10 protein-coding genes are annotated in these 15,926 nt (G+C 69.1%); 8 read left to right on the forward strand and 2 right to left on the reverse strand.

Translation table 11 applies throughout. The features are described 5' to 3' along the window. Window positions 1-103 precede the first annotated feature (103 nt). A complete protein-coding gene (locus LU671_RS21800) occupies window positions 104-835 on the reverse strand; it encodes a class II aldolase/adducin family protein (RefSeq protein WP_232856867.1) in 732 nt (243 codons plus the stop codon). 15 nt (window positions 836-850) lie between these two features. Next, on the reverse strand, window positions 851-1,897 hold the full coding sequence (locus tag LU671_RS21805) for an ABC transporter substrate-binding protein (protein WP_232856868.1): 1,047 nt from the start codon (window positions 1,895-1,897) through the stop codon (window positions 851-853). A 319-nt stretch (window positions 1,898-2,216) separates the two neighbouring features. On the opposite strand from LU671_RS21805, the gene LU671_RS21810 reads away from it, so the two are divergent. The 8 genes from LU671_RS21810 to LU671_RS21845 all read left to right on the forward strand — a co-directional run bounded on the left by LU671_RS21810 (window position 2,217) and on the right by LU671_RS21845 (window position 15,799). After that, window positions 2,217-3,449 carry an acyl-CoA dehydrogenase family protein gene (locus LU671_RS21810; RefSeq protein WP_232856870.1) on the forward strand — a complete coding sequence of 411 codons (1,233 nt, stop codon included), beginning with the start codon at window positions 2,217-2,219 and terminating at the stop codon, window positions 3,447-3,449. A 162-nt stretch (window positions 3,450-3,611) separates the two neighbouring features. Further along, a complete protein-coding gene (locus LU671_RS21815; protein WP_232856873.1) occupies window positions 3,612-5,393 on the forward strand; it encodes an ABC transporter ATP-binding protein in 1,782 nt (593 codons plus the stop codon). Beyond that, window positions 5,386-7,218, forward strand: coding sequence for an ABC transporter ATP-binding protein (locus LU671_RS21820; protein ID WP_232856875.1), 1,833 nt, complete (start codon window positions 5,386-5,388; stop codon window positions 7,216-7,218). The genes LU671_RS21815 and LU671_RS21820 overlap by 8 nt, the downstream gene beginning before the upstream one ends. 274 nt (window positions 7,219-7,492) lie before the next feature. Continuing rightward, on the forward strand, window positions 7,493-8,641 hold the full coding sequence (locus LU671_RS21825; protein WP_232856877.1) for an LLM class flavin-dependent oxidoreductase: 1,149 nt from the start codon (window positions 7,493-7,495) through the stop codon (window positions 8,639-8,641). A gap of 11 nt (window positions 8,642-8,652) precedes the next feature. Beyond that, window positions 8,653-9,720 carry an ABC transporter substrate-binding protein gene (locus LU671_RS21830; RefSeq protein WP_232856879.1) on the forward strand — a complete coding sequence of 356 codons (1,068 nt, stop codon included), beginning with the start codon at window positions 8,653-8,655 and terminating at the stop codon, window positions 9,718-9,720. After that, a complete protein-coding gene (locus tag LU671_RS21835) occupies window positions 9,717-10,775 on the forward strand; it encodes an ABC transporter substrate-binding protein (RefSeq protein WP_186713457.1) in 1,059 nt (352 codons plus the stop codon). Before LU671_RS21830 ends, LU671_RS21835 begins: the two co-directional genes overlap by 4 nt. A gap of 208 nt (window positions 10,776-10,983) precedes the next feature. Next, window positions 10,984-13,224, forward strand: a complete 2,241-nt coding sequence (locus LU671_RS21840) for a TonB-dependent receptor (protein WP_232856881.1) — start codon at window positions 10,984-10,986, stop codon at window positions 13,222-13,224. Window positions 13,225-13,357: 133 nt separating this feature from the next. Next, complete coding sequence (locus LU671_RS21845) at window positions 13,358-15,799, forward strand: TonB-dependent receptor plug domain-containing protein (RefSeq protein ID WP_232856883.1); 2,442 nt, start codon at window positions 13,358-13,360, stop codon at window positions 15,797-15,799. Window positions 15,800-15,926 lie beyond the last annotated feature (127 nt).

A 15,926-nucleotide genomic window follows, 5' to 3' on the forward strand; every position in this document is an offset into this window, starting at 1 on the left:
AATCACCTCCCCCGATGCACACTCGGCGAGTGCCAGGAATAGGGGCAGTCGGGAGTGGTGAGGTTCTCGAGGATCTTGACCTCCATGCGCGAAAGGTGGGGTATCAGTTGCGACGGTCGATGCCGGGCACCAGGCCCAGTTCGCTGGCGCGCTCGTACAGGCCGCTCATCTTCCACTGCTGGGTGAGCACGCCCGGGCCGTAAGGACGCGAGCCGCCGAGGGCGTCGGCGAGCAGCTGGATCTGCGCGCCCTCCTCCAGCAGCAGGATGAATTCGGCGGTGGCGCGCAGGCCCTGCTTACCCCACACGGTGGCGCCGCCGTTGGCCTCGAGAATGGCCAGGTTGAACGGGTTGGCGGCGATCTGCTCAAGGATGAAATCCACCTCGGCCTGGCGGCGGTCGATGTACACCGGCAGCTCGCGGGCCAGCTGGTAGCGCTGCACCGGCACGTAGTGGAACGGCAGGCTGCGGTGGGTCTGGGCCCAGGCGCCGAGGTACGGGCTGTGCACGTGGGACACGGTGGTGATGTCGGCGTGGGTCTGGAACAGCTTGGTGTAGCGGCCCAGTCCTCCCTTGCCCTTGCCAAGTAGGACATTGCCGGCGAAGTCGCTGACCGTCGCCTCCAGCGGCTTGCGATAACTCCACGGGCCGCCGTAGTTCACCGACACCAGCAGTTCCTCGCCGGGTACCCGCTCGATGAAGCCGACGGTGCCGTTGGCGGTGATGGTGCGGGTTTCGCGGAACACGCTGAAGGCCGCTTCGGCCTCGGCCAGCACCTGGTCGGTGAAGGCTTGCAGCTCGGTGCTGAGGGGGCGTTCGTTGATCAGTACGGTCATGGTCGGTCTCCGGTATCAGGCGCGGCGCTGGGCCAGCAGGTCATGGGCGGCTTGCAGGGGACGGTGGTCGACCCAGTCGGCGAGGTCGAAGTCGCGTTCCAGGAAGCCATGCAGGTTGAGGAAGGTCTTCTGGGTGTCGAGGTAGGCCAGGCGCTGGGGCGACAGGTCCGGTGCCAGGGTGGTGTGGAAGTCGCCGCGATAGGCTTCGGCCACGCCCTGGCTGCCGGCGCGGGTCTCGTCCTCGAGAATGCCGTTGAGCGCGTCGCGGTTGCCGGCGGCCCAGTCGGCGGCGCGCAGGGTCTGGGCGAGGAAGCGCGTCACCAGGTCGAAATGCTCGTCGAGCAGGCTCTGGTGCACGGTGATCGGCCGCGGCGTGCCGTTGTTGATGCGGTGGCGCGGATCAGGCAGGGCATCGAGGTCGATGCCCACCACCAGGCCCAGGCGGCGGGCGGCATCGGCGGCGGCGGCGCCCTTGACGTACACCGCATCCACCTCACCGCGCACCAGCGGATCCAGGCCCGACCACAGCCGTTGCAGGCCCAGTTGCGGGGTGCCGGCATCGAACTGGTCGAGCAGCGCCACCTCCACCAGATGCACGTCATCGAAGCCCAGGCCGGCCGAGGCCAGCGCGCCTTTGTAGCCATGCAGGCTCATGGCCCGGGCGATGCTGCCGGGGCGGTTGTCGCCCCAGGCCGGCAGGGCCAGGCGCTTACCGCGCAGGTCTTCAGGGCGGCGGATGTCGCTGTCGGGGCGGACCAGGATGGTCTGCCACTCCTCGATCCAGGTCAGGCCGATCAGCCGTGTCGGCGCACCGGCGGCGCGGGCGGCCAGGGCCGGCAGGTTGCCGCCCTCGCGGAACAGGCCGGGAAGCTGGTGATCGTAATGGTGATGGCCGAGCTGGCGGGCCTCCTGCAGGGTATCGATGGGCAGGCCGTCGGCGGCGAATTCATCTTGCAGCCAGCCGAGCTTGTAGGCGATGCCCGAGGCAGTGGGTACCGGGCAGCGGGTGAACCAGAGGCGCTCCAGGGTCTCAGGTTTGGGAGTGGCTTGAGCGAGGGTCATGGGTGGCTCCTTGGACGTCGTGCAAGGACCGTTGCAGCGCTCGTGCCAAGGGCTGGGATGCCCGGAATACCGGGCTTTTCGGTGATGGCCAGGGTGGCGACTGCTGACCAGGATGCAGGATTGCGGCGCGGGTGTTGCCTGATCAGCAGAAGCGACGATCAGAGGTGCTGCTGGAGCAGCAAGGGTGCGCTGAAAGCCCGGTACTGCGTGGACTTCAGGGCTGTGGCAAAGAAGTTGCTCTGGCGTTTGCAGGCATCGCGGGGCAAGCCCGCTCCCACACCGACCCGCGATGGGCCATACACTGCCACCGAGGTAACCCATGACCACCATCGAACACCCGCCAGCCCGGCGCATCACCCGCGAATCCGAAGCCATCGACATCGCCCGCCAGGTCGCCGGCGAAATCGCCGCCCTCGCCGCCGACCCGGGCAACAACCGGCCACTGCCCCGCCGCCAGGCCGAGCTGCTGTCGAGCAGCGGCCTCACCGCCATCGGCGTGCCCACGCAGTTCGGCGGCCTCGGCGCCTCGGTCGCGACCATCGTCGAGACCGTGCGCCTGATCTCCACCGCCGACGGCGGCGTCGGCCAGCTGCTGCAGATCCACAACGTGATGCTGCGCGGCGTGCTCGGCGGCTACCCCGACGAGGTCCGCGACCGCGTGCTGGCCGATGTGCTGGCCGGCAAGCGCCTGGGCAATGCCCTGGCCGAGGTCGGCGGCAAGAACAAGTTCGCCCTCAAGACCCGCGTCGAACGCCGCGCCGACGGCAAGCTGGTGCTCAATGGCAGCAAGTTCTACTCGACCGGCGCCTACCTGGCCGAGTGGATCTCGCTGACCGCCGCCAGCGAGGACGGTGGCGCCGGCGTGCTGCTGCACCGCGACACCCCCGGCCTGACCCTGGTCGATGACTGGGACGCCTTCGGCCAGCAGCATTCGGTGAGCGGCACGGTGAAGTTCGACGAGATCGTCCTCGACGAACGCTTCGTCACCTTGCGCAGCGGGCCGATGAAGCGCACCGGCCTGACCTTCCCGCAAATCCTTCACGCCGCCATCGACAGCGGCATCGCCGCCGGCGCCCTGCAGGCGGCGGTGGATTACCTGCGCGAGCACGCCCGGGCCTGGGTCGAGAGCGGCGTCGAACGGGCCAGCGACGAGCCGCACATCATCCGCCAGGTCGGCGAATACGCCGTGGCCCTGCGCGGCGCCGAGTCGGTGCTGCGCGAGGCGGCGCGGGTGTTTGACGCCCATGAGCGCGACCCGGCGGACAAGGCGCTGGAGGATGAGCTGATCCTCTCGGTGGCCACCGCCCGGGCGCATGCCGATGGCGCCGCGCTGAAGATCGCCAGTGACCTGTTCTCGCTGCTGGGGGCCAGCGCCTCGCTGAGCAAGTGGAACCTGGACCGGTTCTGGCGTGATGCCCGGGTGCACACCACCCATGACCCGATCCGCTGGCGCCTGCACAACGTCGGTAACTACTACCTCAACGGGGTGGATCCGGGGGAGTACACGGCGGTGCTCAATGCCAAGGAAGCGCAAGGCGCTACACGTCGCTGAGAGGTTGCGCCCTTGGGGCTGCTGCGCAGCCCTTTCGCGGCACAAGGCCGCTCCTACAGAGACCGCGCGATTCCTGTAGGAGCGGCCTTGTGCCGCGAAAGGGGCGCGCAGCGCCCCCGGCGACCTCGAAGACCTCCCGCCACCACCAGACCCGAGCCCTGCATGACCTCCAGACACCCCCTCCTGCGCGCCCTGGCCATCTACCGCGAGATGCCCTGGCGCTTCACCCTGGTCACCACCCTGTACATCGCCGGCAACCTGGGCCTGGCCTGGCAGCAATGGCTGATCGGCCACGCGGTCGACGATGTCGGCGCCGGCCGCGCCGTCACCCGCCTGGCCGACGGCAGCCTCGACGCCAGCCTGGGCTGGCACTGGCTGTGGACCCTGCTGGCCATCGCCCTGGCCCGCGGCCTGCTGCAGTACGCCGCCGTGGTGCTGTCGCTGGTGCTCAGCCAGGCCCTGCTGACGCGCCTGCGCGAACGCATTCTCGAACAGGTCCAGGCCCTGCACCTGGGCTACCACTGGCAGCATGGCATGGGCGAGCTGGTGACCCGCACCACTCGCGATGCCGACAAGGTGCGCGATGCGCTGATCACCTTCTGGCGGCAGATCGTCGAGACGCCACTGGTGGTGCTGGCGGCGGTCGGCCTGCTGGGCTGGTACGACCCGCTGCTGGGCCTGGTGCCGTTGCTGCTGACCGGTGCCGGGCTGTGGCTGTTCGTACGTCAGACCGAGCGCCTTGTCACCCTTGATCGGGCAGTTGCCTCGGCGTATGACCAGGTCAGCCAGGATCTGGCCGAAGGTATCGGCGGCGTGCGGGTGATCAAGGCGTTCGGCCTCGAGCAACGGCGCATCGCTCGTTTCGCCGAGCAGGTGACACTGTTCAGCGGCCACGCCCGTGCGGCGCTGGCCTACGCCAGCTCGCGCATTCCGTTGCCGCAGGCGGTGGTCGCCCTCGGCCATGTATGGATCCTGGTGTACGGCGCCCACCAGGTGGCCGCCGGCCGCCTGGGCTTCGGCGAGCTGGTGACCTCGCTGCTGGTAGCCACCACCCTGGTGTTCCGCATCGAAGGCATCGGCCGGGTCATGCAGACCTTCGCCGACGCCCGCGCCAGCGCCGAACGCATCTGGCAACTGCTCGACGAACGCCCCGCCATCATCAGCGGTCAGTGCGCACTGCCCGAAGGGCCGTTGGGCCTGAAGCTGGAGCAGGTGCGCGTGGCCGCGCCGCAGGCCGGCCGCGACCTGCTGCACGGCTGCTCGCTGCAACTGCGCCCCGGCGAGGTGGTGGCGCTGGTCGGCGCCACCGGCAGCGGCAAGAGCCTACTGGCCAGCCTGCTGCCGCGCCTGGCCGAGGTGGACGGTGGCAGCGTGCGGGTCGGCAGCGACGCTCACGGCTGGCACGATGTGCGCGACCTCGACCTGGCGGCCTTACGCCGCCGGGTGCAGGTGCTGGCGCAGGAAAGCTTCCTGTTTTCCGACTCGCTCGCCGCCAACCTGCGCCTGGCCGCGCCCGACGCCAGCGACAGCGAGCTGCGCGAGGCCCTGCGCCAGGCCGCCGCCGAGGACGTGCTGGAGCGCCTGCCCCACGGCCTGGATACGCCACTGGGCGACCGTGGCGTGACCCTTTCCGGCGGCCAACGCCAGCGCCTGTGCCTGGCCCGCGCCCTACTCGGCGCGCCCGACATCCTGTGCCTGGACGACGCCACCAGCGCCCTGGACGCCCAGAGCGAGCGCCGCGTGCTCGACAACCTGCGCCGTCAACGCAGCCAGACCGGCCGTGCGCCGACCCTGCTGTTGATCACCAGCCGCCTGTCCACCCTGCTGCTGGCCGACCGCGTGCTGCTGCTCGACGGCGGGCGCATCAGCGCCAGCGGCAGCCACGCCGAGCTGACGGCGAACAACGCCCATTACCGCGACCTGCTGGGGATCGAGCATGGCTGAAAGCGATATCGACATCGAACAGCGCCTGGCCCGCCAGGCCCTCGACCGCGGCATGCTGGGCCGTTTGCTGCCGCTGCTGCGGCCGATCCGTGGGGCGATCCTGAGCGTGATCGGCCTGGAGCTGCTGCTGGTGTTCACCGTGTTCCTGCGGCCGTGGTTCGTCCGCGAGCTGCTCGACCGCGGGCTGATCCAGAACGCCGGCCACTGGCTGCTGGACGAGCGCCTGGTGCTGTGGCTCGGCCTGGGCCTGGCCGCCAGCTGGCTGGGCCGCTTCCTGCTGGCGGGCATCTCGCAGTTGATTGCTGGCGGTGCCGCCATCGGCGTGCTCAACACCCTGCGCGTGCAGGTGTTCGCCCATGTCCAGGCGCTGTCGGTGAGCTACTTCGACCAGACCCGCGCCGGGCGCATCATCGCCCGTGCCGACCGCGACGTCGACGCGCTGGAGCCGTTGCTGGTGCAAGGCCCGCCGGAGCTGCTGGGCGCCCTGTTGCGCTGCGGCCTGGCCGGGGTGATGCTGTGGCGCATCGAGCCGAGCTTCTTCTACAGCCTGGCGGCCACCGTGCCACTGCTGGCACTGGCCACCTGGCGCTTCAAGCGGGTGTCGCAGCGCAACTGGGCCAAGGTCGCCGAGCAGCGCAGCCGCTTCACCGCGCACCTGGTCGAAAGCGTCAGCGGCGTGCGGCTGATCCAGCAGTGCGGGCGCGAGGCCAGCAACCAGCGGCGCTACCGGCAGCTGCTGGAGGTGTTCAACCAGGCGCTGATCCGCGGAAGCCTGCGCACCGGCTGGTTCGCGCCGTTCACCGCACTGCTGGGCACGGCGGGCATGGCCGTGCTGTTGCTGGTGGGCGCCTTCGGCCTGGCCGAAGGCCGGGTGAGCGTCGGCCAGGTGGCCGAAAGCCTGTTCTACGTGTTCCTGTTCCTCGGCCCGCTGCAGGAGCTGTCGGACCTGTTCGAGCGCTACGCCACCGGCAGCGCCTCGGCGCAGCGCATCTTCCTGCTGCTCGACACCCGCGCCCAGGTGCTCGACCCCGCGCAACCACAGGCGCTGGGCCGGGCCCGTGGCCAGGTGGACTTCGCGCAGGTCGGCTTCGCCTACAACACCAGCGCACGCCCGGTGCTCGACGGGCTCGAGCTGCATATCCCGGCGGGCGAAGTGCTGGCCATCGTCGGCCCCTCGGGGCATGGCAAGAGCACCCTGGTGCAGTTGCTCACGCGCTTCTACGACGTGCAGCGCGGCGCGGTGAAGCTCGACGGCATCGACCTGCGCGAGCTGGCCCAGCACGACCTGCGGCGCAACGTCGGCGTGGTGCTGCAGGACAACGTGCTGTTCAGCGGCACGCTTCTCGACAACCTGCGCCTGGCCCGGCCCGGCGCCGACGACGCCCAACTGATCGCCGCCGCCCGCGAACTGGGTGCCGACGAGGTGCTGGAGCGCCTGCCGCTGGGCTACCACACCGAAGCCGGCCCGCTGGGCAGCCACCTGAGTCACGGTCAGCGCCAGCTGGTGTGCCTGGTGCGCGCCTATCTGGCCGACCCTGCGGTGCTGGTGCTCGACGAAGCGACCTCGGCGGTCGACGTGCACACCGAGCGGCGCATCCAGCAGGCGCTGCGCCGGCTGTGCCAGGGCCGCACGGCGATCATCATCGCCCACCGCCTGGCGACCATTCGCGACGCCGACCGGATCGCCGTGGTGCGCCATGGGCGGGTGGTCGAGCTGGGCCGGCATGCCGCGCTGGTGGAGGCCGGCGGGGTGTATGCAGGGTTGTACGCGGCGTATCTGCGCAGTGCCGGGGAGCAGGTTGGCGGAACCACGCAACCCGTGTAGGAGCGGCCTTGTGCCGCGAAAGGGCTGCACAGCAGCCCCAGGATCTCAGGGTAACGCACATATCGCCGGGGCTGCTGCGCAGCCCTTTCGCGGCACAAGGCCGCTCCTACAGGGAAATTGCGTTCCCCTGCTGCTCACCGGGCAACGGCTGCTGCCTGACTGCTGCCACAGCAGCACCCCACCCTTGCCACCCCACGCCGTTCCGGCCCTGCAGTGCCATGGCACAGCCGTTGCACCACCCTCCCCATCGACCACCTCCCCTTCAGGAGCCCCCATGACCACCGAATTCTTCTGGCGCCTGCCCCTGGGCACCGACGGCCCGCAACTCTCCACCGATCGCCACACCCGTGGCAACCCGCAGCACCGCCCGGGCCACATCGCCCCCGGCCGCCTGCCCAGCGGCGAGGCCGACGGCTTCACCTACATCGACTATATCGCCCAGGTGGCCAAGGCCGCCGAGCTGGCCGGTTTCGAAGGCGCCCTGCTGCCCACCGGCCCCGAGCCATGGATCGCCGCCGCGGCCCTGGCCCGCGAAACCCGGCGCATCCGCTTCCTGATCGCCTTCCAGGCCACCTGGACCCTGCCGGCCTACGCCGCGCAGCAGGCGGCGATCCTGCAGAACCTCAGCGGCGGGCGGCTGGACTGGAACATCATCACCGGCGGCAACCCGGCCAGCCAGCGCGCCAACGGCGACTTCCTCGAACACGACCTGCGCTACAAGCGCACCGGCGAATTCCTCGACGTGATCCAGGGCCTGTGGGCCAACGACAGCTTCTCCTACGAAGGCGACATCTACCGCCTGGAGCACGGCAGCCTGCCGCCGGGCCTGGCCCACGAGCGCAAGCCCGGGGTGTACTTCTCCGGCTTTTCCGACGCCGCGCTGGAGGTCGCCGCCCGCCACGCCGACGTCTACCTGAACTGGGCCGAGCCGATCGACAAGCTCAAGCCGCATCTCGAGCGGGTGCGCGAACTGGCCGACAAGCAGGGCCGCACGGTGCGTTTCGGCCTGCGCGTCGACCTGTTCGCCCGCGAAACCGAAGAGCAGGCCTGGCGCGAGCTGCGCCAGCAGTTCGAACGCCTCGAAGGCAAAAGCAGCGCCATTGCCAAGGGTTTCGCCAGCGGCTCCGACTCGGTCGGCGGCGCGCGCCAGGCAGCCTATCACCAGCACCTGCAGGACTTTGACGAACTGAAGCTGGCGCGCAATCTCTGGGCCGGCTTCGCCAAGGCCAAGCCCGGCCCGACCGTGGGCCTGGTGGGCAGCCACCAGAACATCGCCGAGCGCCTGGCCGAATACCGCGACGCCGGCTTCTCGACCTTCATCCTGGCGGCCAACCCGCACCTGGAAGAGGCCCTGCGCATCGGCCAGGAAGTCCTGCCGCTGGTGCAGCAGGCCGCCGCCACGCCGCTCAAGGCCAGCGCCTGAGGAGAACGACCATGAGCCAACCCCTCGACACCCTCTGGTACACCCGCTGTCCGGTGCCCACCGGCCTGGGCATCGCCGTGCAGCAAGGCTGGCTGCAGCAGGACCTGTCCGCTCTGGGTACCCGCGTGCAGTCGCTGCGCGAAGCCGACGAACAGGCCGTGCGCGAATCGCACTTCGACCACACGCTGCGCAACTCGGTGCGCCACGGCGGCAGCATCCCGGCGATCTGGGCCCGCGCCCAGGGCCGCGAGACCCGCGTGATCGGCCTGTCCTGGGCCGACGAGGCGCAACTGATCCTGACCCGCCCGGACAGCGCCATCCACACGGTGCAGGACCTCAAGGGCCGGCGCTTCGGCCTGCCCGACTGGAGCGCGGCGCAGATCGACTTCACCCGCGCCCAGGCCCTGCGCGGCCTGGAAAACGCCCTGAAGCTGCACGGCCTGCAGGTGGGCGACCTGCAACTGGTCAACTACCGCTACCACGGCACCTTCAGCGACCGTCCGGTGCGCAATGTCGCCGGCACGCCGGTGTCCACCGGCCAGGGCGAGGGCCGCAACCTGGAGCTGGCCGGCCTGCTGCGCGGCGAGGTGGACGCGATCTTCCTCAAGGGCGCCAGCGCCGTGCAACTGGCCCACGCCTTCGGCCTGCGCACCGTGATCGACACCGGCAGCCACCCCGACCCGCTGATCCGCAGCAACAACGGCACGCCGCGCACGCTGGCGGTGGACAGCCATCTGCTCGAACGGCACCCGCAGGTGGCCCGCACGCTGCTGTCCAGCGTGCTGCGCGCCGAGCACTGGGCGCAGCAGCACCCGGACGAGACCCGTCGCTACCTCGCCCGCGAAACCAACAGCAGCGAATACTGGGTCGGCGTGGCCTATGGCAATGACGCCCACCTGCGCCTGCGCACCGCCCTGGACGAACAGGCCATCGACGCGCTGCAGGACTTCGTGCAGTTCCTCGCGCGCTGGCGCTTCATCCCGGCCAGCTTCGCGGTGCGCGACTGGATCGACCGGCAGCCGCTGGACGCGCTGCTTGCCGCCCCTTCTGCCATGGACAGGAAACCCGTCGCCTTATGAGCAAGCCCCTGGAAACCCTCTGGTACACCCACAGCCCGGTACCCACCGGCCTTGGCATCGCCGTGCAGTCCGGGCGCCTGGCCCAGGCCTTCGCGCCGTTCGGCACGCGCATCCAGTCGCTGCGCGAGTCCAGCGAGCGCGAGGTGCGCGAGGCCCACTACGACCACCACCTGCAGAACTCGGTGCGCCACGGCGGCAGCATCCCGGCGATCTGGGCCTACGCCAGCGGCGTCGAGACCCGGGTGCTGGGGCTGAGCTGGATCGACGAGGTACAGCTGATCCTCACCACTGAAGAAAGCGGCGTACGCGGCATCCGCGACCTGAAGAACCGCCGCTTCGGCCTGCCCAAGTGGGCCAACGTGCAGATCGACTTCACCCGCGCCCAGGCCCTGCGCGGCCTGGAGAACGCGCTCAAGCTCGAAGGCCTGAACGTGGCCGACGTCGAGCTGGTCGACTACCCCTACGGCGGCACCTACAGCGATGAACCCAAGCAGCATTTGTACGGCTCGGAGGTGGCACTGGACACCCGCCGCGTGAGTCGGCGCAACAACGAGCTGATCGGCCTGCTGCGCGGCGACATCGACGCGATCTTCCTCAAGGGCGCCCACGCGGTGCAACTGGCCCACGAGTTCGGCCTGCGGGTGGTGGTCGACACCGGCAGCCACCCCGACCCGCTGATCCGCAGCAACAACGGCACGCCACGCACGCTGACAGTGGACACCCACCTGCTGCACGAGCATTTCGAGGCCAGCCGCACCCTGGTCGACACCGTGCTGCGCACCGAGCAATGGGCCTGGGCCAACCCCGAGGACACCCGGCGCTTTCTCGCCCGCGAGCTGAACACCAGCGAGTACTGGGTGGCGGCGGCCTATGGCGAGGATGCCCACCGGCGCCTGCGCACGGCGCTGGATGGCCGCTCCATCGCGGCGTTGCAGGACTTCAGCGAGTTCCTTCATCGCTGGGGGTTCATCCCGCGGCGCATCGATGTGCGCGAGTGGATCGATTCGAGCGTGCTGGAGCAGGTGATCGGCTCCACCTCGCGATTGGCTGTCTGATCGCATCACGGGGGGCGTGGGAGCGGGCTTGCCACGCGATTGGGGCGGCCCTGCTGCCCCAGCAACACCCGCCAAACACCCCACTGCTGCAGCATCCGCACCGGCCGCTTGAAAGACCAATAAATACGAATAAAAACAGTGTATTACGAGCTTGGCACAGTCCCTGCTCTGTCCTCCCCAACAACGCGTTCACTCGGGGAGATTCCACATGCACCAGCGCCATCCACTAGCCCGCCAGATCAGCCTCGCGCTACTGCTCGGCAGCACCGCCAGCCACACCTTCGCCGCCGACGAGAACAAGACCGAGCCGGCCCTGGAGACCGTCACCGTCACCGCCCAGCACCGCGAACAGACCCTGCAGGAAGTGCCGGTGGCCGTGTCGGCGATCAAGGGCACGCAACTGGTCGCCGACGGTGTGCGCTCGATGGGCGACATCACCACCTTCGTGCCCAACGCCTCGGCCAAGAACCCCGACGGCGACGGCCGCCCGCGCTGGTACATCCGTGGCCTGGGCACCGGCGACACCGGCGCGGCGACGGTCTACCCGGTGGGCATCTACGCCGACGACGTCTACCTCAACGCGCCCATCGCCGGCGGCGGGCCGCTGTTCGATCTGGAGCGCATCGAGATCCTGCGCGGCCCGCAGGGCACCCTGTACGGCAAGAACACCACCGCCGGCGCGGTCAACGTGATCTCGAAGAAACCGACCTTCGACACCGACGGCTATGGCACGGTCGGCTTCGGCAGCAAGAACGAGCGCATCCTCAACGGCGCCCTCGGCGGTACCCTGGTGGACGACAAATTGGCCGGCCGGGTGTCGCTGTATTCCGAGGAACGCGACGGCTTCCAGCACAACGATTTCGACGGCAACAGCTACGGCGACGTCAACAAGAAGGCCGTGCGCCTGCAGTTCCTCGCCCAGCTCAACCCGGACCTGGACGCCCTGCTGAAGATCCACAGCCGCCAGTTCAAGGGCGACGGCAGCAACGGCTCGCTGCCGGTGGGCAGCTACTACAACGTCGGCTACCAGCGCCCCAACGGCCGCGACATCTCGCTCAACGTCAACGAGGACTACCGCCTCGACCACGACGGCGCCTCGCTGACCTTCAACTGGTACCTGGGCGACTACACCCTGACTTCGATCAGCGCCTACGACGACATCCGCAACCGCTCCACCACCGACGCCGACTACACCCCCTACGAGGTCAATGGCGCCTCGATTACCGACAACCGTTATCGCCAGTGGTCCCAGGAACTGCGCCTGGCCTCGCCGGAGGACCGTTCTCTGCACTGGCTGCTCGGCGCCCACTACTTCCACGAAGACCTCGACAGCGCCTCGCAGCGCATCGTCACCCCGGGCCCGACACCCAACGGCAGCGGCTCCAACCAGGTCGGCAGCACGGCGTTTCGCGACCTGGGCTTCGACCATCGCACCGACAGCTACGCGCTGTTCGGCAACGTCACCTACGACTTCACCGACGACTTCAGCGTGACCGGCGGCCTGCGCTGGACCCAGGAGAAGAAGGACATCGACCTGGACCTGGTGCAGCTGACCCGCGCCAGCGCCAACGGCCCGCTGATCCCCATCGCCGGCGTTGGCAGCAACGGCAACCGCCAGCAGGACAAGACCTGGGAAGCCTGGACCTACGACCTGACCCCGGAATACCGCATCAACGACAACCTGCGGGTGTTCTTCCGCTATGCCCATGGCTTCCGTTCCGGCGGTTTCAACACGGGGCTTTCCACCAGCCTGGCGCAGCTGACCACGGTCGATCCGGAAGAACTGGACGCCTACGAGCTGGGGCTCAAGTCCGAGTGGTTCGACCGGCGCCTGACGGTCAACGCCAACGTCTTCTACTACGACTACTCGGACATCCAGGTAAACCTGCTGACGGTCAACAACGGCGTGCTCACCACCGCCCTGACCAACGGCGCCAAGGGCAAGGTCAAGGGCGCCGAGCTTGAGATCGAGGGTCAGCCCACCGAACGCCTGCACCTGCGCGCGGCCGTGTCGTTCCTCGACACCGAGTACACCGATTTCAAGAACACCAACCCCACCACTGGCGCGGTGACCGGTGACTACAGCGGCAACAGCTTCGTGCGCTCACCACGCAACGTGGTGTCGCTGGGCGCCGACTACACCCTGGCGCTGGACGTGCCCGGGCGCGTGGTGGCTGGTGGCGACGTGAGTTTCCGCGACAAGGAGTACTTCCTCGCCGACCGCCAGAGCAGTGCCGACGAGACCCTCAGCCAGCCGCACTACACCCTGGCCAATGCGCGCCTGAGCTGGTTCAGCGCCGACGACAAGCTCAGCGTCACCGGCTTCGTCAACAACCTTACCGACCGCCGCTACCAGGTGCATGGCCGGCCCAACGGTGGTGCCGGGCAGTACGTGATCACCTACGGCGACCCGCGCACCGTGGGGATGAGCGTTACCAGCCGGTTCTAGGTCGCCCTTTACGGCCCTATCGCGGGGCAAGCCCGCTCCCACGCCAACGCTGGCGTTGCAGGTCTGGCGTGGGAGCGGGCTTGCCCCGCGATAGGGCCGGCACAGCCCACACATCTTCTCAGCAGGAATCCCCATGCCCCACCACACCCCCTTGGCCCTGAGCCTGGCCATCGGCAGCCTCGCCGTGCCCGCGCTGGCCGCCGAATCCACCGACCGCCTCGACACCGTGGTCGTGGTCGGCACCCACCGCAGCGACCTCACCGCCCTGCAAAGCGCCGCCCCGGTGGACGTGCTCAGCGGCGAAAAGCTCCAGGAAACCGGCGCCCGCGACCTGTCCGGCGCCCTCACCGCCCTGTCACCCTCGTTCAACTACCCGCAATCACCACAAGGCGCCTTCGCCGGTTCCATCGCCCAGGGCGCCTCGCTGCGCGGCCTGGCCTCCGACCAGGTGCTGGTGCTGGTCAACGGCAAGCGCCGCCACACCAGCGCCAACGTCACCCGCCAGGGCCTGGCCAACGGCCGCGGCGCGGCGGCGGTGGACCTGAGCCTGATTCCGCTGGCGGCGGTCGAGCGGGTGGAGATCCTGCGCGACGGCGCCGCCGCCCAGTACGGTTCGGACGCCATCGCCGGGGTGATCAACATCGTGCTCAAGGAGCGCGACGAAGGCGGCAACCTCGGCTACCGCTTCGGCGGCTACGACAAGGGCGACGGCCTGCAGCGCAAGCTCAGCGGCTGGAAAGGCTTCGCCCTGCCCAACGACGGTTTCCTCACCCTGGCCTTCGACGCCGGCAGCCAGGACCCGGCCAGCGACACCCGCGACGACAACCGGATCTTCTACCCCGGCTCCACCAGCACCAACACTGCGCGCGAGCAGAACAACCGCTACCGCAACTGGCGCTGGGGCTCGGGCAATGTCTCGGACCAGTACAACTTCACCGCCAACGCCGAAATGGGCCTGGGCGATGGCCTGAGCGCCTATGGCCTGGCCACCTACGCGCACAAGAACACCGACGCCGAGAACTTCTTCGACCCGCCCACCACCCTGCGCAGCAACTACGGCAGTGTGGCCCTGGCGCGCTACCCGGACGGGCGCCTGCCGATCACTCGCTACGGCCTGGAGGACCATGCCGTCACCGGCGGCCTGCGCTACGAGGACGAGACCCTCGGGCACTTCGACCTGGCCCTGAACCATGGCAACAACCGCCTCGACTCCACCGACCGCGATGCCATCAACCCCAGCTGGGGGACGGCCAGCGCCTCGACGATCTACACCGGCCGGCGCGAGGCCGACCAGACCAACCTGACCCTGGACTGGACCCGCGACTTCGCCACCGACCTGCTGTTCAAGCCACTGACGGTGTCCGCCGGCCTGGCCTGGCGCGAGGAGAACTACCAGCTCAGCGCCGGCGACGCCCAGGGCTGGCAGAACGGGCCGCTGTTCAACACCGTCGACCCACTGACCGGGCGGCGCATCCCCGGCTACTATTCGGGCATTACCCAGGTCGACGCCGCCTCCCTCGACCGCCGGGTGATCGGCGCCTACTTCGACCTCGAAGGGCAGATCACCGAGCAACTCCAGGCCGGCTTCGCCCTGCGCAGCGAGCACTACTCCGACTTCGGCGACACCACCAACGGCAAGCTGTCGCTGCGCTACGACTTCACCCCCGAGATCGCCGCCCGGGCCAGCGCCAGCACCGGCTACCGCGCACCGTCCCTGGTGCAGTCGGGGCTGTCGTCGTTCAGCGTGCAGGTGGTCGAGCAACCGCCGGGTAGCGGCAACTGGGTCGAGGTGCAACAGCGCACCCTGCGCGCCGACAGCCCCGAAGCGCAACTGCTGGGCGGCAAGGCGCTCAAGCCCGAGGAGTCGACCAACTTCTCGGTCGGCCTGGTGTGGCGCCCGCTGGCCAACGCGTCGCTGACCGTCGACGCCTATCGCATCGACATCGACAACCGCATCACCCTGTCCGACCAACTGCCGGCGTCGGTGGTCGGGCCGATCTTCGCCGGCACGCCCTACGCCAATATCCAGAGCGCGGCGTTCTACAGCAACATCGCCGACACCCGCACCGACGGCATCGAACTGGCCGGGCACTACCAGCTCGACCTCGGCGCCTGGGGCCGGCTGGACCTCAACGGCGGCTATGCCCGCACCAACACCCGCATCACCGGGCTGGACGATGTCGGCGGCATTGCCGGCAACCAGATCATCGGCCGCAACACCCAGGGGCTGATCGAGGACGGCACGCCCAAGGACAAGCTGACCCTGAGCGCCAACTGGCAGTACCAGGGCTGGAGCGTGACCGTGGCCCAGCGCCGCTACGGCCAGTGGCAGAACCGCAACGCCGCCAACCCGGCGCTGGACCAGACCTTCGGCGCGCAGTGGGTGACCGACCTGGACGTGGCCTACCGTTTCGGGCTGGGGCTGACCTTGTCGGTGGGTGCGATCAACCTGTTCGACAGCCACCCCGACAAGCTCGAGGGCGCGCAGCTGTATGGTGTGCAGAAGTATTCGATCACCAGCCCCGAAGGGGCGCAGGGGGCGTTCTACTACACCAGCCTGAGTTATGACTTTTGAGCGGGTGTGGGGGGGCTGGTGCCAGGCGATAGTCTTGCAGCGCTCTCGAGATCGAGCGCCGCCCGCGCGGCGCATCGCGACGCAAGGCCGCTCCTACATCTGTTTCGGGCCAGTCAATCCTGTGCCA

This window comes from Pseudomonas sp. NMI760_13 (genome assembly GCF_021283245.1).
In the GTDB taxonomy this organism is placed as follows: Bacteria; Pseudomonadota; Gammaproteobacteria; order Pseudomonadales; family Pseudomonadaceae; genus Aquipseudomonas; species Aquipseudomonas peradeniyensis.